Source organism: Streptococcus sp. 27098_8_69 (assembly GCF_041432445.1).
Taxonomy (GTDB): Bacteria; Bacillota; Bacilli; order Lactobacillales; family Streptococcaceae; genus Streptococcus.
In genome coordinates, this window is the sequence record NZ_JAPVZO010000008.1 from 28,486 (window position 1) to 50,834 (window position 22,349).

Consider the following 22,349-nt stretch of genomic DNA (forward strand, 5'->3'; position numbering starts at 1 on the left):
GGGGAAGCAGGAGAAAGGAGACATGAGAATGTCAGAATTTAAACCAATCACTACACAAGAAGAATTTGATAATGCTATTAAAGCTCGCTTGTCTCGAGAGAAAGAGAAGTATGGCGACTATGACCAGCTTAAGTCTCGTGTTGCAGAATTGGAAGAAGAAAATGTTGGCTTGAAGTCAACAATTGAAGCTAATCGTCAAAGTAAGGCGGATGATGACAAGCAACTTGAAGAGTTGCAGAATCAAATCTCTGGTTATGAGACGGCTAGTCTGCGAACTCGGATTGCGTTGCAATATGGATTGCCTTACGACCTTGCAGATCGTTTGCAGGGAACTGATGAAGATAGCTTCAAAGCAGATGCAGAGCGTTTGGCATCTTTTGTGAAACATACTGAACATGTCGCACCAATGCGAACTCTAGAGCCTGCTCTAGAAAAAACTGAAAATACATCTTATAAAAACCTAGTACAAGGTTTAGTTTTTGAAGATTAAAGGAGTAATAATATATGACAGATCAACTATCAAGAGGAACATTATTTGACCCAATGCTTGTGACAGACCTTATCAACAAAGTTAAAGGTCACAGCTCATTGGCTAAATTGTCTAATCAACGAGCTATCCCGTTTAATGGATTGAAGGAATTCACATTTACATTCGATTCTGATGTAGATATTGTTGCAGAAAACGGGAAGAAAACGCATGGTGGTGCAAGTCTGGAACCTGTAACTATTGTGCCTATTAAAATCGAGTATGGCGCTCGTGTATCTGACGAGTTCGTTTATGCGTCAGAAGAAGCTAAAATTGACTATTTGAAGTCATTCAATGAAGGATTTGCTAATAAGGTGGCTCGTGGTATTGATATCATGGCTTTCCATGGTGTTAATCCACGGACTAAACAAGAATCGGCTGTTATTGGGGATAACTGCTTTGATAAGGCAGTCACTCAGACAGTGAACTTCACAACAAGTGATCCAGATACCAATGTCGAAGATGCAGTGAAGATGATTCAAGGGGCTGATAATATCGTTAGCGGTATGGCTATTGATACTACATTTGCAAGTGCACTTGCTAGCATGAAGAATGCGGCTAATGAGCGCCTTTACCCTGAATTAGCATGGGGAGCAAATCCAGGGGCTATTAATGGTCTACCTGTAGATGTAAATACAACAGTTGGTCTTAATGTTGGAACCAACAAGGATGTTGCTATTGTTGGTGACTTTGCTAACATGGTTAAATGGGGATATGCTAAGCAGATTCCACTAGAAGTCATTCGATATGGTGATCCAGACAATTCTGGAAAAGACTTGAAAGGCTATAACCAAGTCTATCTTCGTGCAGAAATCTATCTCGGATGGGGAATTTTGGACAAAAACAGCTTTGCTCGTGTTGTGAAAGCGGGGTAGTATATGGAATACATTAATGTAAAAACAGGGACTACTATCGTTACTGAAAATGCAATTAGTGGAGGTGATTGGGTTCCGATTGAAGAATACAAGCCCTTGGACACATTGACTAACGCAGCGTTGAAAAAAATCCTTGATGAAAAAGAGATTACTTATGATAATCGCGCCACAAAACCTGAATTGATTTCGCTGATTGAACAAGCTGACACTGAAGCTCAGTAGTCGCTTGACTGGAGGTAGAAATGGAAAACTTTGCAACAGTAGAAGATTTGAAAAAATTGTGGCGAACGTTGAAATTCGATGAGGAAAAACGAGCCGAGGCGCTGTTGGAAGTTGTTTCTCATTCTCTTCGAGTTGAAGCTAAAAAAGTTGGCAAGGATTTAGATGGGTTAGTGGCTACTGATCCATCTTTTGCTATGGTGGTCAAGTCCGTCACCGTTGATGTGGTAGCTCGCACGTTGATGACCTCAACTGACCAGGAGCCGGTGACTCAATTTGCTGAAAGCGCCTTGGGCTACTCAGTGAGTGGTTCTTATCTAGTCCCTGGAGGTGGTCTCTTCATCAAGGACTCTGAATTGAAACGTCTGGGTCTCAAAAAACAAAGATATGGGGTGATTGATATTTATGGGACGGATTAAAGGAATTACTGTAACTTTGACTGGGAAAACCAAGACTGGTCGGGATGACTTTGGTCATCCTATCTATGAGAATACTGAAATTCAAGTAGATAATGTCCTGGTTGTTCCAGCTTCGACAGAAGATATCACCAATCAGCTCAATTTGACTGGGAAAAAGGCAGCTTATACGCTGGGCATTCCAAAAGGCGATCAGAACGAGTGGAAAGACCGTGAGGTTCGTTTCTTTGGGCGAAAATGGCGCACGATTGGCTTTCCGTTAGAAGGCATTGAAGCCATGATGCCTCTAGAATGGAATAAGAAAGTGATGGTTGAAGCGTATGAGTAATACAAAAATCAAGCTTATCGGTTCGGGTGTAGGAGCTCTTTTGAAATCAAAAGAGATTCAGGACATCTTGAACAAAGAAGCAACGGTCATTAAAAAAAGATGTGGTCCTGGCTATGAACAAGATAGCCACATTGGTAAGACAAGAGCCAATGCTATGATTTATCCAGCTACGCGAAAAGCGAAGAGGGATAATTTGAAAAATAACACTTTGTTGAAGGCGGTACATAAATGATTGAAATTATTATCAAGAAATATCTTGACGGTCATTTAGATGTACCGTCATTTTTTGAGCATGAAGCTGAAGCTCCTGATAGTTTTGTCATTATTCAAAAGACAGGAGGAAAGGAGCGGAATCATTCTGGTAGTGCGACCTTTGCTTTTCAAAGCTATGGTCCTACTATGCAGAAGGCTGCCGAGCTCAATGTGAAAGTAAAAAGTGCTGTTAAAGGGTTGATTGAACTAGATTCAATCTGTGGCGTCCACTTAAACAGCGATTACAATTTTACGGACACTGAAACGAAACAATATCGATATCAAGCCGTATTTGATATTAATTATTTTTAAAAAGGAGAAATTAAATGGGAAAAGAAGCAAATGTAACGACTGCAAAACCTAAAATCGGAGGTGCGGTTTATTCTGCACCTCTTGGAACGGCACTGCCGACAGATGCAACAACAAAGTTAGATCAGGCGTTTGAAGCACTAGGTTATATTTCAGAAGACGGTATGACCAACAGTAACTCGCCAGAGTCAGAAAATATCAAAGCTTGGGGCGGTGTCGTTGTAAGCTCAGTTCAAAAGGAAAAAACAGACACATTCAAATATATGCTTATAGAAGCATTGAATCTACATGTTTTGAAGGAAGTGTATGGACCAGATAATGTATCTGGGGATTTGTCATCAGGAATTACGATCAAGGCAAATTCAAAAGAATTGCCACATCACTGTCTGGTTATCGAAACAGTCCTAAAAGGTGGTGTACTTAAACGTATTGTTATCCCTTCAGGAAAGGTAACTTCCATTGATGAAATCACTTATAACGATGGAAGTGTTCTTGGATATGGTACGACAGTAACTGCCTTCCCTAACGCTGCTGACGACACACACTATGAATACATCAAAGGAGCTTAATCATGTCAAGACGAAATCGTAAGAAAAAAAATAACGGAGCAACCCCACAGATTAAAACAATTCGTGGTGTTACTTCGACTGGATTTGCTTTTGAAATTACAAAAGAGCGCTTGGAAAACTATGAGTTACTTGAAGCCATCGCTGAAGTAGATACAAATCCGGCAGTTTTACCAAAAGTGGTCAAACTTATGCTTGGTGACAAATCAGAAGATTTGAAAAACCATGTGCGGACGGCGGATGGTATTGTTCCTTTGGATAAAATGGGAGCAGAAATTAGTGAGATTTTCACAAGTCAGAACCAGTTAAAAAAATAGCGCTCCTTGCTAGAATGATTCAAACAGACGAAGACGCTCTTGTTTGTGATTTAGCTGAAACCTATGGAATTTTTGACTACAGACAGTTACCTGCTGACCAAGTAGCTGTCTTTGCTTTTGGTCTGAGAGATGATTCACGGATCAAACTAGCAATGACCAATAGCAAGGTTCCTTTTGAAACTTTTTTGCTTGCGGGCGTGCTAGATAGACTTTCTGCTCTTGTTTGGTTTAAAACAACAGACGGTCAGAAAGGAATCAATAAACCATTAATGGTTGCAGAGGAGCTGGCAGATAAAACTAAAGCTAAAGAAAGTAAGGAGATGATCTTTGATTCTGGTGAGGACTTTGAAGAATATCGTCAGCAAATTCTAGAAAAGATAGGAGGTGAGGATTAGTGGCGACAGAAATAGCACAAGCTTATGTACAATTGATACCATCGGCCAGAGGCATTACTGGTAAAATCCAATCGCTTCTCAATCCTGAAGCTAGCGCAGCAGGACAAAGTGCTGGGCAGTCATTAGGTTCTAGTCTTGTTAGCGTTATGACAAAGGTTATTGCAGCAGCAGGGATTGGCAAGGCTTTTTCAGCTGCTATCAGTGAAGGTGCAGCGCTCCAGCAATCGCTCGGAGGTATTGAAACTCTTTTCAAAGGTTCTGCTGACAAGGTCAAGGGATATGCTAATGAGGCTTACAAGACAACAGGATTGTCAGCTAATGCCTACATGGAGAACGTGACAGGCTTCTCAGCTAGTCTCTTGCAATCTTTGGGTGGAGATACAAACAAAGCTGCTGAAACAGCAAACATGGCAATGATTGATATGTCAGATAATGCTAACAAGATGGGTACATCGATGGAGAGCATTCAGATGGCTTATCAAGGGTTTGCGAAGCAAAACTACACCATGTTGGATAACCTTAAACTCGGTAGAAAAACCATAGCCGAGTATAAACCTAGTGAAAACGGTGAAACTCTAGGAGTTGCCTAGACAATACCGTGCTAAGCAAGATTTTAGTCGCTTTTTCCTTAATTGTATGATAAAATAAAGTTATCAAATACTAGGAAAAAAGCAGTATGTGGAAGAAAATCAAAAGAAATGACAACTATTCAATAAATGAGTTCGGAGAAGTCAGAAATGATAAAACCGGACTTATTAAACAACCATTCAAAAATAAACAGAATGGCTATTTGATAGTTGACCTATACAAAAACAATAAATCTGAAAAAGTTCCTATTCATAGATTGGTGGCAGAAGCCTTTATTCCGAATCCAGGTAAAAAATTGACAGTTGACCATATCGATGGGAACCGAGAAAACAATTCTATTGAAAACTTAAGGTGGGCGACTTATTCAGAAAATAATTCACGATTTGAAACGATTGGTGTAAGAAGTGAATCAATCATAGTTACAAGATACGCAGAAGAAAGAAATAAAAGAGGTGGCGGACATTTAGCATGGCTTGATGTTATTGACACAATGGAATTTGAAAGTGTTTCTGAAACTGCAAAATACTTTGATTGCACTATTTCTAATATTTCTCTAATGTTAGAAAAAGGCACGATTGGAAGACGTGGAAGAACTAGGGGATATAGATTTTCTTACAAGAACGGTGGACGTTCTAAAACCTTGAAAGTGTAACGACTATCGAAACAGAAAAAACATCCAAAAGGGTGTTTTTTTAATGGAGTAGAGTAGGCTCAAGCGAGCCGAAGCGCTAGGATGTATTTAATACATAAGAGATAGTCTAATCTCTATGGCAACATAGAGCAGTCTAAAAAAGACGGCTACAATCTAGCGAATTGTAGCGAATATGTACCGTGTATGGTGGTACAAAGCAGGAAATGGAGCGTCTCTTGAATGACGCTCAGAAGTTGACTGGTGTTAAGTATGACATTAACAACCTGTCAGATGTTTATAATGCTATCCACGCTATCCAAGAAAATCTCGACATCACTGGAACAACAGCTAAAGAGGCGGCATCTACTTTTAGTGGTTCTTTTGAATCTATGAAAGCAGCTGCTCAGAATGTCCTTGGTAAGCTGGCATTGGGGGAGAATATCCTGCCTTCTCTGCATGCTCTGCTTAAAACAACCTCTACATTTCTCTTTGATAATTTTTTGCCGATGATTGGCAATGTTTTTTCAGGCCTTGGATTGGTTCTGACTGAAGGGATTAGTCAGATTGCATCTCAGCTTTTTGGGGATGCCTTTGGGAGTGCAGTTTTTGATCAACTGGCTCGTGTAACAGGAATCTTTGAGACCTTTTTTGACATGATTTTTGGGTCATTAAGTAAGCAAGATAACATTGATATTCTGAATACGATTGGTTTTAGTGAGGAAGCTGCAACTCAAATTGTCAATATTGCGGATAATATCCGAGTTACTTTTGAGAATATCGGAGTTGTTGCTGGTAATGTTGCAAGCATTGTTGTTGACTTCGTTGGAGATCTGTTAGGGATCAAAGACGGAGAGCAGGGAGTGAATTTGCTAGGCATTGCCTTTGAAAGTATCACAGGTTTTATCAGAGACGCTTCTGAAAGTCTTAGTAAATTTACCTCTTGGTTAAAAGATTCACCTCTTGCATTAGATGCCTTAAAATCGGCTGTTGTTGGCATTACGAGTGCATGGGCAGGATATAAAGCTGTCTTAGCGGTAATAAAAGGAATTGAAACAATCAGGAATGCAACTCTGGCTATTACGAATGGTCTTATGCTGGCTCAGTTCGTAAGAACCGGTGCACTCACTACCGCAGAAGCGGCGAATGCGGCTGCTACTATGGGAGCAAGTGGAGCGTTTAAGATTTTTAATGCAGTCCTAAGCGTTTCAGGTGGCTGGATTGGAATTGTTGTCACGGCTATTTCTGCTCTTGTTGCTGGATTAGTCTGGTTCTTCACACAAACAGAAACTGGTCAGCAAATTTGGTCATCTTTTGTGGATTGGATAAAGCAGGCATGGCAGGGAATTGCTGATTTCTTTGTTGGTATTTGGTCTGGTATCTCTGAAGGTGCTAGCACTTTGTGGGATGGAGTTGTTACAACCTGGAATGCTTACATTGAGTCTTTGAAGGCCATGTGGAATGCTGTTGTAACATTCTTTTCTGACTTGTGGGTAAGGATTCAAGAGGTAGCATCTATTGCATGGACAGCTATCACAACGGTAGTGATGGCTATTGTTCAACCGTTCATTGACGGATTCATGAATGTTTGGAATAACATTTCAGATGGTCTTACTCAAATTTGGGAAGGGATTAAGATGATTTTTCAAGGTGCTTGGGAAATCATTAAATCAATTTTCTTGGGTGCTCTTTTGGTCATTATCGACCTTGTGACAGGGAATTTTAACCAGCTGGGAGCTGATCTTTCTCTAATTTGGGAAGGCATTCAAAATGGCATTTCTCTGATATGGGAGGGGATTAAAACATATTTCTCTGGAGTCGTAGATGTCATCGTAGGTTATGGTATTGCTGTTTTTGAAAACTTTTCTGCTGTTCTTAGTGCGATTTGGGAGGCTATCAAAACAGCTGCATTTGTTTCCTGGGACTGGATAAAAACCACTATATTAAATTTGATTTCAGGCTTAGTTCAGGGTGCGCAGGATATCTGGGATAGCTTTATGAACTTCCTTTCTAATTTGTGGGAAGGTATCAAGTCAACGGCAAGTAATGCTTGGAGTTCTCTAGTATCTAGCGTTCTAAGCATTATCAATGGTCTTGTATCTGGCGCGCAAAATGCTTGGAACAGCATGTCTAATGCGGTATCTAGTCTTGTAAGTAATGTCACTGGTTTTTTCAATCAATTGTGGAATATTGATCTGTATGGTGCAGGCCAGGCAATCTTACAAGGTTTCTTAAATGGTCTGCAGTCTATGTGGTCTTCTGTCACTGACTTTGTTGGAGGGATCGCTAGCTGGATTCGTGACCACAAAGGTCCTATCGAATATGACCGGAAATTGTTGATCCCTGCAGGTACTGCAATCATGCAAAGTTTAGACCAAGGATTAAAAGAACGTTTTAAGGGTGTGAAGCAAACTGTTGGAGGTATGGCTGATGAAATTTCAGATGTATTTTCAGGAGATAGTCTGGATCTGAATTCCTCTGCCTCAGTTACTAAAAGCCTTGAGGCACAGTTGGCAATGCCGTCAGCTCAATTTGAAGCACATGAGAGTAAAACCGTGTCTGAGATAGCGATTCTGAGAACAAGTATGGAAAGAATCCTTACTGCTATCCTTGAGAAATCGTCAGATATCTACCTAGACAATGATATTATCTCGCTCAAAACCTACGAACAACACGGTGCAATTTATGCAAGGGAGGGAATTTAATGAATTATATGATCATCAATGGTTTTAACACTTCAACCCTTCCTGGTTGTGTTGTGACAGATTTTGGGAAGGTGGAGGCTGCTAAGCCAAAAGGAGAGAAGGCAAACCTTTATGGAGTCAATGGTAGTTACCGTGTGCTAGATGGTTCTTTCGACAGTTACGAAAGGACCTTCGCTCTCCACGTTAAAAAAATGGTTGAGATTTCAAGTATACTTGATAAGTTTCAATCGAATGATAACGTTTTGGAATTTAGCTATCAGCTTGGTTCATTGTTCTACGCTAATTTTGTGACTGCTAATTTTGAGCCGTTTGGGAATCATGCTTGGAAGTTAGAAATCAAGCTAGACATGCAGCCGTTCCGCTATCAAAAAGATGTAGCGCCTGTGGTGCTGACAGCATCTGGTACAGTCAACAATCCTGGAACGATTTATTCGGAACCAATCATCGAGGTTGAGGGGGATGGTGATATCTCCCTTACTATTGGCCGTAAGACCATGTATCTTGCTATTAAGACCAAGGCCATGATTGATTGCAGGCAAGGCAAGCAAAATATCTACAATGCTACTGGTGCGGTTCAGAACACTCTCAGGAAACGTGGAGGGTTCTTGGAAATCCCGACTGGTAAGGTCGGGATCTCGTTTACTGGAACCGTCCGTAAGATTACTATTCGACCGAATTGGAGGTATAAGATTTGATTTATTTAACAAATGGGAATATGCCTCTGAATGCTGCATATGCTGATGAAATCGTTCAAGAGGATAATAGCACCTATCAATTGACCTTCCGATTCCCTACTTCTGATTCGTTGTGGGATCAGTTGAAGGAGGAAGCGTTCCTAACGGCTGATGACCTTCACGGTGAACAGGATTTTGTCATTTTTGAGGTAGAGAAGAAGCATGGCTATATTCAAGTCTATGCGAAACAAGTATTCACCCTTTTGAATAACTATGTGGTCAGTTCGCTTACTCTTGATAGAGCGACTGGCTCAACTGCTCTCAGTCGTTTTGCTGGCGCGATCACTCGTGACAATCCGTTCTCATTCTTCTCTGATATTGAAGATAGACACACCTTTAACATCGGCTCTAAGAATGCTATGGAGGCATTCGCGAAAGATAAGCACTCGATCATCGGTCAATGGGGTGGCGACCTTGTTCGCCACGGCTACCAGGTTCGGCTTTTAAAAAATGGCGGTTCGGAAAACGAATCGCTTTTTATGTACAAGAAAAACCTGTCTAGCTATCAGCACAAGACCTCTACCAAGTCTTTGAAGACTCGTATTACTTTTATCGCGACAGTCAAAGGTGAGGGAGAGAAGGCACCTGATCGTACGTTTACGGTCACGATTGATAGTCCACTTATTAACAAGTACAGTCAAATCTATGAAGATGTGATTGAGGTTAATGACCAGGACGTGAAGGATGAAGCGAGCCTGCGAAAATATGGCGAGCAGTATTTCAAAACATCGCTCTGCGACATGATGGAAGATAGCCTTGAACTTGAGGTTGTCGGCCAGAGTGACGTGCCTGTTCAGATGTATGACATCGTGAGCCTGTTTCATGAGGTCTACAATCTGGATGTGCGTAAGAAAATCACCAAGTACACCTATTCGCCAATGGCAAAGAAGCTGATTTCAATCGGCTTTGGTCAGTTTAAGTCAGGTCTTGCGAATGCGATTGGGAACGCGGTCAGTGATGCGGTCAAGGGTGAAGCGCAACAACTTCATGATGATTTTGAGCGTCAGTTAGAAAGAGAGATCAAAAATGCGGATCTCGCTTTTGATCGTCAAAAAGAGGAGCTGGTCAACCAATTCACAGATGGTCTCAACGCTGCCAAAGCCAAGTCTGAAGAGGTTAAGAGAGATCTCTCTGATAATATCGACCAGCGTTTTGGCAGTTTTAACAACGGCCCATTACAAGAAGCCAAGCGCAGAGCTGAAGAGGCCTTGAGAAACGCTGGTGCAAGTAGCCTGCTTGCTCAGGAAGCGAAGCGGATTGGGTTGGATTCTGTTGCCAAACTTGAAGAATTCAAGAAACAGGCTACGAGCGCTCAGATGACTTTGTCAAGTGATTTGGATGCTTTAGCAAATGAAGTTCTATCGAAGCAAGAACAAATAAAAGATGAAGTTGATGAACAAGTTGAAGCACTGATCCAGACAAAAAAAGAATTGGCTGGTGTGAAGTCGGCGCAAGCGACGTATGAAGAGACAACGACTCGCAGATTATCAGAGCTGACCAACTTGGCCAACGGTAAGGCTAGTAAGTCTGAGCTCCTGCAGACGGCCGAGGAACTGGCTAGTAAAATAGCGAGTGTTAAAGTCGGTGGTAGAAACTATTATCGAGACTCCGAGAAGGTTCGAACAAGTACACGGTTCTTCGCATTTCCTCTACATCCCTACCTTACTCAAGAAAATATAGGTGAAACTTGGACTTTATCGTTTGATTTAAAAATCAACGAAGGTGGTGAGATTCGTCCTCTACATTTTTATCATTATCAAACAAATCGCTTCGGTCTGAAAGCTAGCGCAGACATCACTCCAAGCAAGGACTGGCAACGGTTCACATTCACAGGTCCAGTTATCTTTCCGAACGACGATCCTCGTTACTCTAGGGGAGAAATGGCCTTGTATGACTACGGTGGAAATAATAACTATTCCGTTCGTAGGATTAAACTTGAAAAAGGGACTCTAGCTACTGACTGGAGCCCGGCAATCGAAGATACTGAGGGTCAGATTTCAGCCGTCGAATCCAACTTCAGACAGCGCGCTGACTCGCTAGATGCTGGTGTGAGAAGTCTGACTGAAGGATTGAGAACTAAAGCGGATATCAGTGCACTCAACGTGACTGCTGAGAATATCAGGCAGTCTGTGAAGAGTCTTGAGACAGACACACAGAACAAGCTGGATCAGAAATTGAGTCAGGCTGAATTTGAGGTGCGGGCTGGTTCTATCCATCAGGAAATCCTGAACGCAACCAAGGACAAGGCAGATAAGACTCTGGTCGTGGCTGAAGCTGGGAAATTGCGAGAAGAATTTTCAAACTTGAGAGTCGGTGGAACTAACTTGTTGAAAGGCTCAAAAGGACCTTTTCTGCCAGATAGGAAACCGGCTAATTTTGATAATAATGTTCTTTATGCAGGAAATACGTCTATTTACATGGAACAGGGGCAGGAATACATTATTTCTGCTAAAACAGACGGGACCTTTACAGCTCATCACGACGGGAATAAGGAATCCGATAACGTAGTTCTTTGGATTATGGACAAGGATGTCAGAAATTATCAAATTGTATCGGACCTCAAGACAGGTACCACAGGAACGAAAATCACTTGGAATAAGCCGACAGGGATTTATCATCTACGAGTTAACACTTATCACAAAGAAGCAACCAAAAGCGTCTGGGACGTGAAGATTGAGAAAGGCAATGTTGCTACAGACTGGAGTCCTGCTCCCGAAGACACTGACGGTCTTATCATAGAGGCTAAGGCCACCTTTGAGCGGACGGCTCAGGGCTTGCGAACTGACTTGTCAGCTATTCAGGAATATGCCAATAAAGACGGTCAGCGACAGGAAGCATTGCAGCGCTATTCTCGTGAGGAAAGCGCAAAACAAGCAACGGCTGTACGTGAGTTGGTAACAAGGGACTATGTAGGCAAAGCGACTTATCAAGAAGATGTGAAGGGTATCAATCAGAGGATTGAAGCTGCTAAAACTAGTGCGAATAAAGACATCGCTAGTCAAATCGCAAGCTATCGTCAATCTGTAGATGGTAAGTTCACGGATATTTCAAGTCAGATAACTACTTATAAGCAAGATTTGGGCGGTCAAATCAGCGGTCTATCAAATAGACTTACAAGCAGTGAGCAAGGAACCACTACTCAGATTTCAAATTTAAAGACTCAGGTCGCTACAAACAAGGATAATGCTGAACGACAAATGGGTAGAATATCTGATCAGGTTTCTGCAAACAAAGCAAATTCTGATAGTCAATTTGCGAATGTGACCAATCAACTAGCACGAAAAGTAGAGACTACTGACTTCCAGCGAGTCAAAGAAACCAGTCAGCTTTACGAGCGGATATTGGGCAATACAGATAATGGGATTGCTGATAATGTCGCTCGGATGGCTATGACCAATCAGCTGTTCCAGGTTGAAGTTTCCAAAAACGAGAACCTGAAAACCGTTCAAAGACAACTAGCTGGGTCGTGGGGAGTTCATAATAAGAACAGTGTCAACGAAATCATAGCTGGTTTTAATCTAGCAGGTAGAAATGCAGGAATTAAAGCAGAGACTATCAGACTTGAGGGGCACACTCTGGCTGATAAATTAACTGCAATTGACGGTTACTTCAAGCGATTATTTGTTGGTGAGGGTACGTTCGCGACTCTGAATGCGGATGTTATACGAACGAACTCTATCACGGCTGATAAGCTGGTCATGGATATGGCTATGGCTAGAAGATTTGTATCAAGTGATCTCTTCACAGATACGCTTGCTGCTAAAGAAGCCTTTATCAATAAGCTCCGGTCAGTCGTAGTCACTGCAACCTTGCTTGAAGGTTATCAAGGCCGAATCGGTGGGTTCCAGATTGGTACACATGATAACGACCCAAGTTCATTCTGGTTGACTGGATTAGACCAGTTTAAGGTCGGCATGAGTAACGGTAGAGGTCGAGAGTTCCAGACAGCCTTCTGGGCCAATTGGGGCAACACTTGGGGAAGACCAGGGCCCTTGTCTTGGTACGTCACACTTGATGGAAAAATGTACTGTAACAATGATGCGGCATTCCATAGAGTGGTTGATTTTTCAAGTACCTGCTCTGTTAATTTTTATGGAGCCAATTCGTTCTATAAAGATATTTATATGCGCAATGGTTCTGAAATCTACGGTACAGGTTCAACCCCTCGTGCTGGAAGTAAGAACTCGGTTGTATGGTGGAATCAAGTCGGTGACGGAAGCCTCAAGTATCATATCGACATGGCTTCCGACAAGCGCTTGAAAGAGAATATTCTGGATAGTAACATTGTTGCTCTAGATAAAATCAAGCAATTGAAAATGAAATCCTTTGATTTCATAAGTACTGGTAAGCATGAAGAAGTAGGTTTGATCGCACAAGAAGTTGAAGCGATACTTCCATCAGTGATTTCAAAAAATCCTGAAAAAGCAGATGATTACTTGCACATCGACTATGTAGCGATTGTGCCTTATTTGATTAAGTCGATACAAGAGTTAAATCAAAAAATAGAAGAAATGGAGAAAACAGTAGCATGAATAACAACATGGACGCAGTAGTAAATCAGTTAACACTTGATTCGCTGACTAAAAAGCTAGCAGTCAGTGAGAAAGAAGCAGCTCAGAATGAAGCTCTTTATTTGTATGCAGCAAGCGAATTGCACACGATGAAAGAGGTTCTAGAATATGACCCAGCTCTAAAAGAGCTCTTTGAAGAAGTGAAAGGAAAAATGACAAATGGCAATTAATAATTATGAATTAGCGAGCAAGCCTTACACACGAGGCTTCGGAGACAACATTAAGACTGTGGTAGAAATTCGTCTGTCAGAGGGCAATCGATACAGTACGAACATGCGTGAACTTTCAGGAGACCGTACAAATGAATCAGAGGATGTCTTGATTCAAGCGGTTCTTGATATCTTAAAAGCTGAACTAGATCCTGGCGCAGCAATCGTTAAAGCACAGGCGCAACTTGAACAGGCCAATCAGAAGATTGCACATAATGAAAGCGAGCAGAACCGACTCTCTGCGCTTGCAAATAAAATCGACAAAGTAGTGCGTGTCATGGCACAGGATTCAATCATGGGCGAGAAAATCGCCTACGGAACAACCTACAAGCTCCTTGTAGAACTCTTCCCATTTGCAGAAGAAGGCAAGGCCTATCAGCCAGGTGATATGTTTGTGATTGAAGATCCTGAACATGTCGAGCTGAACGGTGAGGGCAAGCGTGTCTTGATTCAGACGAATCAGGCTTTCAGCTACAAAGGTGAATCTCTCAAGGAACTTGAAGGTGGACCATCTCAAAATGGCCTTCTTGCAATCTGGAAGTGGGATGGCCAAAAGAATGGAAGTGATCTTGAAACTACTCGAGTTTCTGCACAGTAGATTGGAAGTGGTCTGATTGGAATTACTAGCATTTCTGGATAAATTAAGTCCGATTCTAATCGTGATTATTCCTAGCTATTTCTCCTTCAAAAGCACGCAGAATACAAAAGAGACTGACAAGCAAATCAGTCTCTTATCTGACAAAATTAGTGCTATTGAAAAAACAGTTTCAAATGTCGAGAACATTGGAAAAGATAATAGCAAAGGATTGAGTGTTATTGGAAAAGGTCTTCAAAGATTACAACGTTTTCGATTGCAAGAAAACCTAAAAAAAGCCATTAGACGAGGCAATACCAATCAGCATGAGATTGAGGAGTTGTCTCGTCTTTATGAAAGTTATGTCGAGCTTGGTGGCAATGGAGCCATCAAGGTACTGTATGAAAAATTTCTAGCATTGGAAATTGTGGAGGAAAATATAAATGCAACAGATTAACGAAATTTTACTAAACGGAGCCATCAGCATCCTAGTTATTTTGCTAGGTATCGTAGTCAAGTCAATCAAAGACTACCTTATTAAGAAGGGTGGAGAGAAAACCATCAAAATTGTGGAGATCTTGGCCAAAAATGCGGTCAATGCCGTTGAGCAAGTCGCTTCAGAAACTGGCTACAAGGGTGAAGAGAAGCTGGAACAGGCTCGCGCTAAAATCCGTGCTGAGCTTAGCAAGTACAATATCAGCATGACTGACAAAGATTTGGACACATTCGTTGAATCTGCTGTGAAGCAGATGAATGATGCTTGGAAGGAGTAAGTATGTCTAAGAAACAAGAAATGATTCAATTCTTCATCGATAAGGCCAACGCTGTCGATGGAGTGGATAATGATGGAGTTTATGGCTTCCAGTGTACCGACGTGCCTTGTTACGGGCTACGTCATTGGTACGGCGTGACGCTATGGGGGAATGCCTACGACTTGCTTGAGTCAGCACGTTCACAAGGCCTGAAAGTCGTGTATGACGCTGACTATCCAAAGGCTGGCTGGTTCTTCGTAAAATCCTATGTAGCTGGCGACGGTGTCAACTACGGGCATACAGGTCTTGTATATGAGGACTCAGACGGAAATACTATCAAGACGATTGAGCAGAACATCGATGGAAACTGGGACTACTTAGAAGTGGGTGGCCCTTGTCGCTACAATGAGCGTTCTGTAAGTGAAATCGTTGGGTATATCGTACCGCCTGAAGAGGTTGAAACTGGCTGGAAACAGAACCAGTACGGCTGGTGGTGGGTTCGTGAAGATGGCTCATACCCAACCGATAAATGGGAGAAAATCAACGATGTTTGGTACTATTTCGATGACAAAGGCTTCATGAAGCGCAGTACATGGTTGAACTATAAGGATGCTTGGTACTGGTTCACGGATTCAGGATCTATGGCCACTGGCTGGGCTCGTATCAACAACGCCTGGTATTATTTCGATGAAGACGGCAAGATGGTCACTGGTTGGATTAAGCACAAGTTGACTTGGTACTACCTCGACCGTAAGAACGGTAACATGGTATCAAACTCATTTGTCCAATCCGCAGACGGAACAGGCTGGTACTATCTCAAACCAGACGGAACACTGGCAGATAAGCCAGAATTTATGATTGAGCCTAATGGCTTAATCACCACAAAATAAAAATAGAAAGAATCAAAAATATAGTACACTAACCGCAGGTTCAGGCTTGCGGTTTTTTGTTTGCACTTAGACAGTGAAAAAATCACGGTTTTGGTACCCATTTTGGTACCCAGAATAGTTTTTTATTTAATATTTAATTAGAATGTCATCTGTTAAAATCCTTGTTTTTCAAGCTTTTGAACACTATTGCATATTTTAAATACTTTTAGTTATAAAACAAGTTTCTGTTTACCCAATCGCAAAATAAAAAGGTCCAGTGAACCTTTTTATCCCGAGCCTTGAAATGAAAAGGCGAGGAAGCTAGAAGTAGCATTAAATAAGGCTTTCCGAGTTTTCGGAGAGCCTATTTTTTTATCCAAAAAGAATATAAGAAATTAAAACCCTGTTCATTCGTATTTTATAGTAGATTGAATCTAGAACAGTACACTACAACTGCTAAAAATATTTCTAGAAATTAGGTTGACTTTTCTAATTTCTCTGTTCATATCTTATTTCAATCCACTATATATATAAAACAAAGTATGAAAGCGCATCTCAATTTTAAGACTTTTTGGTAAATTAAGAGTATAATCAAAGTATGTTACCTTTTTATAAGATAACAAGCTAATATAATAAAGTTTAGCTTGCATATTTTTAAAATTTTATTTCAAGGAGGAATAATGGAAAAGTATTTTGGTGAAAAACAGCAGTGTTTTTCATTTAGAAAATTATCAGTAGGACTTGTCTCTGCAACGATTTCAAGTTTATTTTTTATGTCTGTATTAGCTAGCTCATCTGTAGAGGCTCAAGAGACTAAAGGTGTTCACTATAAATATGTGACAGAGTCAGAGCTATCATCAGAAGAAAAGAAGCATCTTGTCTATGACATTCCGACATACATGGAGAATGATGATGAGACTTATTATCTTGTTTATAAATTAAATTCCCAAAATCAACTGGGAGACTTACCAAATACTGGAAGTAAGAATGATATGCAAACCCTAGTTGCTGGTGCTAGCTTAGCGGCTCTGGGGATTTTAATTTTTGCCGTTTCTAAGAAAAAAGTTAAGAATAAAACGCTATTACATTTAGTATTGGTTGCAGGAATAGGAAATGGTGTTCTTGTATCGGCTCATGCTTTAGAAAATAATCTCTTACTGAATTACAATACTGACTATGAATTGACCTCTGGAGAAAAATTGCCTCTTCCTAAAGGGATTTCAGGTTACACTTATATTGGATATATCAAAGAGGGAAACATAACTTCTGAATCTAAAGTAGATAATCAAGAGAAATCAGTAGCTACTCCCAAAAATCAACAAAAGGTAGATTACAATGTTACACCAAATTTTGTAGAACATCCATCAACAGTACAGGCTATTCAGGAACAAACACCTGTTTCTTCAACTAAGCCGACAGAAGTTCAAGTAGTTGAAAAACCTCTTTCTACAGAATTAACCAATCCAACAAAAAAAGAGAAACAATCTTCAGATTCTCAAGAACAATTAGCCAAACATAAGGATGTACAAGCTGGAACTCTGGTAACCGACAAGGGGGAGCCAGCGATCCAGCCAGAGTTACCAGAAGCAGTTGTATCTGATAAAGGGGAGGCTGCAGTCCAACCCGCCTTGCCAGAAGCTGTGGTAAGTGATAAAGGCGTACCTGAAGTTCAACCTGCGTTACCAGAAGCAGTTGTAAGTGACAAAGGCGAATCTGAAGTTCAACCAACGTTACCAGAAGCAGTAGTAACTGACCAGGGCGAACCAGCGGTCCAGCCAGAATTACCCGAAGCAGTTGTTACAGACAAGGGTGAGGCAGAAGTTCAAGCAACGTTGCCGGAAGCAGTAGTAAGTGACAAGGGTGAGCCTGCAGTCCAACCCGCCTTGCCAGAGGCTGTTGTAAGTGATAAAGGCGTACCGGAAGTTCAACCTGCGTTACCAGAAGCGGTTGTAACTGACAAAGGTGAGCCGGAAGTTCAACCCGCCTTGCCAGAAGCAGTTGTTACTGATAAAGGAGAACCGGAAGTTCAACCTGAATTGCCAGAAGCAGTTGTAACCGATAAAGACAAACCGGAAGTTCAACCTGAATTGCCAGAAGCAGTTGTAAGCGATAAAGGAGAACCAGCAGTCCAACCCGCCTTACCAGAAGCAGTTGTGACTGACAAAGGTGAGCCGGAAGTTCAACCTGCGTTACCAGAAGCAGTCGTGACTGATAAGGGTGAGCCTGCAATTCAGCCAGAGTTACCAGAAGCTTTAGTAAGTGACAAAGGCGAACCAGAAGTTCAACCTGAATTACCCGAAGCAGTTGTAAGTGACAAAGGCGAGCCTGCGATCCAGCCAGAGTTACCAGAAGCAGTTGTAACAGATAAAGGTGAACCAGAAGTTCAACCTGAATTGCCAGAAGCAGTTGTTACTGATAAAGGTGAACCTGAAGTTCACCCAGAGTTGCCAGAAGCTGTTGTAAGTGATAAAGGCGTACCTGAAGTTCAACCCGAATTGCCAGAAGCAGTAGTAAGTGACAAAGGTGAGCCTGAACAGGTAGCCCCACTTCCAGAATACACTGGTGATATTGATCAAATAAAGCCGGATATTCCGACTGAAAATCCGAAAGAAACAGATCCAGAGAAAACACTTGAATTAAGAAATGTTTCTGATGTAGAGCTCTATAGCCAGACGAATGGAATTTATAAACAGCATGTTTCGTTGGATGGTGTTCCAAACAATACAGATACTTACTTTATTAAGGTAAAATCGGAATCGTTTAAAGATGTCTATCTACCAGTCGCTTCAATTACTGAAGAGGAAAGAAATGGTCAGTCAGTTTATAAAATCACAGCCAAAGCTGAGAAACTCCAGCAAGAGCAGAACAATAAATATGTCGACCATTTCAGCTTCTATCTTTCCAAGAAGGCTACAGAGGAAAAGACAAACTTTACTTCCTTTAGTAATCTGGTCAAAGCTATAAACCAAAATCTCTCTGGAACCTATCATTTAGCAGCTAGCCTGAATGCTAACGAAGTGGAGCTTAGTCCTGATGAAAGATCCTATATCAAGGGAACCTTTACTGGTCAGTTGATTGGAGAAAAAGATGGCAAGAATTATGCTATCTATAATTTGAAAAAACCTCTGTTTGAAAACTTGAATGGTGCTACAGTAGAAAAACTGAGTCTAAAAAATGTTACTATTTCAGGGAAAAATGATATTGCTTCACTGGCAACTGAAGCTACGAATGGCACAAAGATTAAACAAGTTCATGTCGATGGTGTTCTGGCTGGAGAACGTGGTATCGGTGGATTGCTTGCTAAGGCAGACCAATCAAGCATCGCAGAGAGCAGTTTCAAGGGAAGAATTGTCAATACCTATGAAACGACTGATGCCTACAATATTGGCGGTCTGGTCGGTCATTTAACAGGAAAAAATGCGTCTATTGCTAAATCCAAAGCGACAGTAGCCATTTCATCCAACACCAATAGTTCAGATCAGACTGTTGGTGGGCTTGCAGGTCTAGTAGATCAAGATGCGCATATACAGGATAGCTATGCTGAAGGTGATATCAATAATGTCAAGCACTTTGGTAGAGTCGCGGGTGTAGCAGGATATTTGTGGGATCGAAAAACAAATGAGGAACAGCATGCAGGAAGATTGACCAATGTACTAAGTGATGTCAATGTAACCAACGGGAATGCCATTACCGGTTACCACTACAATGGAATGAAGGTGAAGGACACATTCAGCAGCAAAGCGAACAGAGTATACAATGTCACCTTGGTTAGGGATGAAGTCATCAGCAAAGAATCCTTTGAAGAAAGAGGAACAATGCTAGATGCTTCTGAAGTGACTAATAAAAAAGCAGAAATCAATCCTCTCACTCCTCCAACAGTGGAACCCCTCTCAACAAGCGGCAAGAAAGACAGTGATTTTTCTAAGGTAGCCCATTATCAAGCTAACCGTGCTTTGGTTTATAAGAACATTGAAAAATTGTTACCTTTCTATAACAAGGCGACCATCGTGAAATACGGAAACCTGGTCAAGGAGAACAGTCTCTTATATCAAAAAGAACTCTTGTCCGCAGTTATGATGAAGGATGACCAAGTCATCACAGATATTGTTTCTAACAAACAGACTGCAAATAAACTCTTGCTTCACTATCAGGACCATTCATCTGAGAAGCTCGATCTCAAGTACCAGACTGATTTTGCCAAGCTGGCAGAATATAGTTTAGGGGATACAGGACTCCTCTACACTCCAAATCAATTCTTGTATGACCAAGACTCTATCATTAAGCAAGTCTTACCTGACTTACAAAAGGTTGACTATAAGTCGGATGCCATCAGAAAGACACTCGGAATTTCTCCAGATGTCAAGCAAACTGAGCTCTATCTGGAAGACCAGTTCGTCAAAACAAAACAAAATTTGGCAAACAGTTTGAAAAAACTCTTGTCAGCAGATGCTGGACTTGCTGGTGACAACCCAGTTACCAGAGGCTATCTTGTAGATAAAATCAAGAACAATAAGGAAGCCTTGCTACTCGGTTTAACTTATTTAGAACGTTGGTATAACTTTAGCTATGGTCAAGTGAATGTCAAAGACCTGGTGATGTATCGTCCAGACTTCTTTGGTAAAGGAAATACTTCACCATTAGATACTCTGATTGAGTTAGGTAAATCTGGCTTTAACAATCTTCTTGCTAAAAACAATGTCGATACTTATGCTATCAGTCTTGCCAGCCATCATGGAACGACAGATTTGTTTAGCACGCTAGAAAATTACCGAAAAGTCTTTTTACCAAACACTAGCAATAATGACTGGTTTAAAAAACAGACCAAAGCTTTCATTGTTGAAGAAAAATCCACTATTGCAGAGGTCAAAGCCAAGCAAGAGCAAGCAGGGACTAAGTATTCTATCGGTGTTTATGACAGAATTACTAGTAGTACTTGGAAATACCGCAATATGGTCTTGCCTCTCCTTACCTTGCCAGAAAGATCTGTATTTGTCATCTCAACCTTGTCTAGCCTAGGATTTGGTGCTTACGATCGCTACCGCAACAGCGATTATAAGGCTGGAGATGAACTCAATAAGTTTGTTGAAGATAATGCGCGTGAAACAGCCAAACGTCAGCGAGATCACTATGATTATTGGTATCGTATTTTAGATAAAGAAGGACGTGAAAAGCTCTATCGTACAATTTTACTTTATGATGCCTATAAGTTTGGAGATGATACAACATCTGGAAAAGCTACAGTTGAGGCTCAGTTTGATAGTACCAATCCGGCGATGAAGAATTTCTTTGGTCCAGTGGGGAATAAAGTAGTTCACAATCACCATGGTGCTTATGCAACTGGAGATGGCGTTTACTATATGTCCTATCGTATGTTAGATAAGGATGGAGCTATCACCTATACCCATGAGATGACACATGATTCAGATCAGGATATTTACCTTGGTGGCTATGGTCGAAGAAGTGGCTTAGGACCGGAGTTCTTCGCAAAAGGCTTATTGCAAGCTCCTGATCAACCAAGTGATGCAACCATTACCATCAACTCTATCTTGAAACATAAAACATCAGATAGTACAGAAGGCCAGCGATTGCAAGTACTTGATCCAACTACAAGATTTAATGACGCAGCAGATCTTCAGAACTACGTCCACAATATGTTTGATGTCGTTTACATGTTGGAATATCTCGAAGGGCAATCTATTGTGAAACAGTTAGATGCTTATCAGAAAATGACGGCTCTGAGAAAAATCGAGAATAAATACGTGAAAGATCCTGCAGATGGAAATGAGGTTTACGCTACTAACGTTGTACAAAATCTGACAGAAGAAGATGCCAAAAAATTGACTACCTTTGATAGTTTAATTAAAAATAATATCTTGTCAGCTCGTGAATATAAGTCTGGGGAATATGAAAGAAACGGTTACTATACGATTAAACTCTTTGCCCCAATCTATTCGGCTCTGAGCAGTAAGGGAACTCCGGGTGATTTGATGGGACGTAGGATTGCTTATGAACTTCTGGCTGCCAAAGGTTTTAAGGATGGAATGGTACCTTATATCTCAAACCAATACGAGGAAGTTGCTAAACAACAAGGGAAAACTATCAATCTTTATGGTAAAGAACGAGGATTGGTGACAGATGATCTTGTTTTGGAAAAGGTATTTGAAGGTAAGTATAAAACTTGGGCAGAATTTAAAACAGCTATGTACCAAGAACGGGTGGGTCAGTTTGGAAACTTGAAAAAGGTGACCTTCAACGATCCAACCAAATCTTGGGCAAGTTTTGCAAGAAAGACGATTCATAGTGTAGAAGAACTGCAGCGATTAATGGACGAAGCTGTCCGTAAGGATGCAGATGAGAATCGTTATTCTTGGGACAACTATAATCCAGAATATGATAGTGCAGTTCATAAGTTAAAGAGAGCAGTGTTTAAGGCCTATCTAAATCAAACTGATGATTTTAGAAGTTCAATTTTTGAAAATAAAAAATAGTGTTTACTATTAGGAAATAAAATTAAAG

Annotated in this window: 20 protein-coding genes and 1 pseudogene; all 21 read left to right on the forward strand. The window is 41.0% G+C overall.

Annotated elements, in window-relative coordinates; genetic code table 11:
- Positions 1 to 28: 28 nt before the first annotated feature.
- Positions 29 to 490 carry a DUF4355 domain-containing protein gene (locus O3658_RS04215; protein ID WP_371559516.1) on the forward strand — a complete coding sequence of 154 codons (462 nt, stop codon included), beginning with the start codon at positions 29 to 31 and terminating at the stop codon, positions 488 to 490.
- Between the two features lie 14 nt (positions 491 to 504).
- Entirely contained in the window at positions 505 to 1,401 is an 897-nt protein-coding gene (locus O3658_RS04220; protein WP_301559846.1) for a phage major capsid protein, read from the forward strand.
- Between the two features lie 3 nt (positions 1,402 to 1,404).
- Positions 1,405 to 1,623 (forward strand): hypothetical protein, encoded by a 219-nt coding sequence (locus O3658_RS04225; protein ID WP_301559847.1) that lies wholly within the window; start codon positions 1,405 to 1,407, stop codon positions 1,621 to 1,623.
- A 20-nt stretch (positions 1,624 to 1,643) separates the two neighbouring features.
- Complete coding sequence (locus O3658_RS04230) at positions 1,644 to 2,039, forward strand: phage Gp19/Gp15/Gp42 family protein (protein WP_301559848.1); 396 nt, start codon at positions 1,644 to 1,646, stop codon at positions 2,037 to 2,039.
- Positions 2,026 to 2,364, forward strand: a complete 339-nt coding sequence (locus O3658_RS04235) for a hypothetical protein (protein WP_212573631.1) — start codon at positions 2,026 to 2,028, stop codon at positions 2,362 to 2,364. Before O3658_RS04230 ends, O3658_RS04235 begins: the two co-directional genes overlap by 14 nt.
- Positions 2,357 to 2,596 carry a hypothetical protein gene (locus O3658_RS04240; protein ID WP_371559518.1) on the forward strand — a complete coding sequence of 80 codons (240 nt, stop codon included), beginning with the start codon at positions 2,357 to 2,359 and terminating at the stop codon, positions 2,594 to 2,596. The genes O3658_RS04235 and O3658_RS04240 overlap by 8 nt, the downstream gene beginning before the upstream one ends.
- Positions 2,593 to 2,928, forward strand: coding sequence for a hypothetical protein (locus tag O3658_RS04245; RefSeq protein ID WP_061418860.1), 336 nt, complete (start codon positions 2,593 to 2,595; stop codon positions 2,926 to 2,928). Before O3658_RS04240 ends, O3658_RS04245 begins: the two co-directional genes overlap by 4 nt.
- Before the next feature lie 14 nt (positions 2,929 to 2,942).
- Positions 2,943 to 3,494, forward strand: coding sequence for a phage tail protein (locus O3658_RS04250; protein ID WP_371559520.1), 552 nt, complete (start codon positions 2,943 to 2,945; stop codon positions 3,492 to 3,494).
- A 2-nt stretch (positions 3,495 to 3,496) separates the two neighbouring features.
- Positions 3,497 to 3,808, forward strand: coding sequence for a hypothetical protein (locus tag O3658_RS04255; RefSeq protein WP_371559521.1), 312 nt, complete (start codon positions 3,497 to 3,499; stop codon positions 3,806 to 3,808).
- A 14-nt stretch (positions 3,809 to 3,822) separates the two neighbouring features.
- Positions 3,823 to 4,203, forward strand: a complete 381-nt coding sequence (locus O3658_RS04260) for a DUF5361 domain-containing protein (RefSeq protein WP_371559522.1) — start codon at positions 3,823 to 3,825, stop codon at positions 4,201 to 4,203.
- Positions 4,203 to 4,733 (forward strand): annotated as a pseudogene (locus O3658_RS04265) (PblA); the annotation flags it as partial. The gene O3658_RS04260 and the pseudogene O3658_RS04265, both read left to right, overlap by 1 nt.
- 146 nt (positions 4,734 to 4,879) lie before the next feature.
- On the forward strand, positions 4,880 to 5,443 hold the full coding sequence (locus O3658_RS04270; RefSeq protein ID WP_371559523.1) for an HNH endonuclease signature motif containing protein: 564 nt from the start codon (positions 4,880 to 4,882) through the stop codon (positions 5,441 to 5,443).
- A 179-nt stretch (positions 5,444 to 5,622) separates the two neighbouring features.
- Positions 5,623 to 8,124: a PblA gene (locus O3658_RS04275; RefSeq protein WP_371559525.1), complete on the forward strand. Its 2,502-nt coding sequence runs from the start codon at positions 5,623 to 5,625 to the stop codon at positions 8,122 to 8,124.
- On the forward strand, positions 8,124 to 8,819 hold the full coding sequence (locus tag O3658_RS04280) for a phage tail protein (RefSeq protein WP_371559526.1): 696 nt from the start codon (positions 8,124 to 8,126) through the stop codon (positions 8,817 to 8,819). The genes O3658_RS04275 and O3658_RS04280 overlap by 1 nt, the downstream gene beginning before the upstream one ends.
- Positions 8,816 to 13,390: a phage tail spike protein gene (locus tag O3658_RS04285; RefSeq protein ID WP_371559528.1), complete on the forward strand. Its 4,575-nt coding sequence runs from the start codon at positions 8,816 to 8,818 to the stop codon at positions 13,388 to 13,390. The genes O3658_RS04280 and O3658_RS04285 overlap by 4 nt, the downstream gene beginning before the upstream one ends.
- The gene (locus O3658_RS04290) at positions 13,387 to 13,599 is read left to right on the forward strand and encodes a hypothetical protein (RefSeq protein ID WP_371559529.1); all 213 of its coding nucleotides are present in this window, start codon (positions 13,387 to 13,389) and stop codon (positions 13,597 to 13,599) included. Before O3658_RS04285 ends, O3658_RS04290 begins: the two co-directional genes overlap by 4 nt.
- Positions 13,589 to 14,236: a hypothetical protein gene (locus tag O3658_RS04295; RefSeq protein ID WP_371559530.1), complete on the forward strand. Its 648-nt coding sequence runs from the start codon at positions 13,589 to 13,591 to the stop codon at positions 14,234 to 14,236. Before O3658_RS04290 ends, O3658_RS04295 begins: the two co-directional genes overlap by 11 nt.
- A gap of 16 nt (positions 14,237 to 14,252) precedes the next feature.
- Complete coding sequence (locus tag O3658_RS04300) at positions 14,253 to 14,669, forward strand: hypothetical protein (protein WP_261028463.1); 417 nt, start codon at positions 14,253 to 14,255, stop codon at positions 14,667 to 14,669.
- Complete coding sequence (locus O3658_RS04305) at positions 14,656 to 14,985, forward strand: phage holin (RefSeq protein ID WP_371559532.1); 330 nt, start codon at positions 14,656 to 14,658, stop codon at positions 14,983 to 14,985. Before O3658_RS04300 ends, O3658_RS04305 begins: the two co-directional genes overlap by 14 nt.
- Positions 14,986 to 14,987: 2 nt before the next feature.
- Positions 14,988 to 15,854 carry a CHAP domain-containing protein gene (locus O3658_RS04310; RefSeq protein WP_371559533.1) on the forward strand — a complete coding sequence of 289 codons (867 nt, stop codon included), beginning with the start codon at positions 14,988 to 14,990 and terminating at the stop codon, positions 15,852 to 15,854.
- A gap of 659 nt (positions 15,855 to 16,513) precedes the next feature.
- Positions 16,514 to 22,321: a ZmpA/ZmpB/ZmpC family metallo-endopeptidase gene (locus tag O3658_RS04315; RefSeq protein WP_371559534.1), complete on the forward strand. Its 5,808-nt coding sequence runs from the start codon at positions 16,514 to 16,516 to the stop codon at positions 22,319 to 22,321.
- Positions 22,322 to 22,349: the final 28 nt, after the last annotated feature.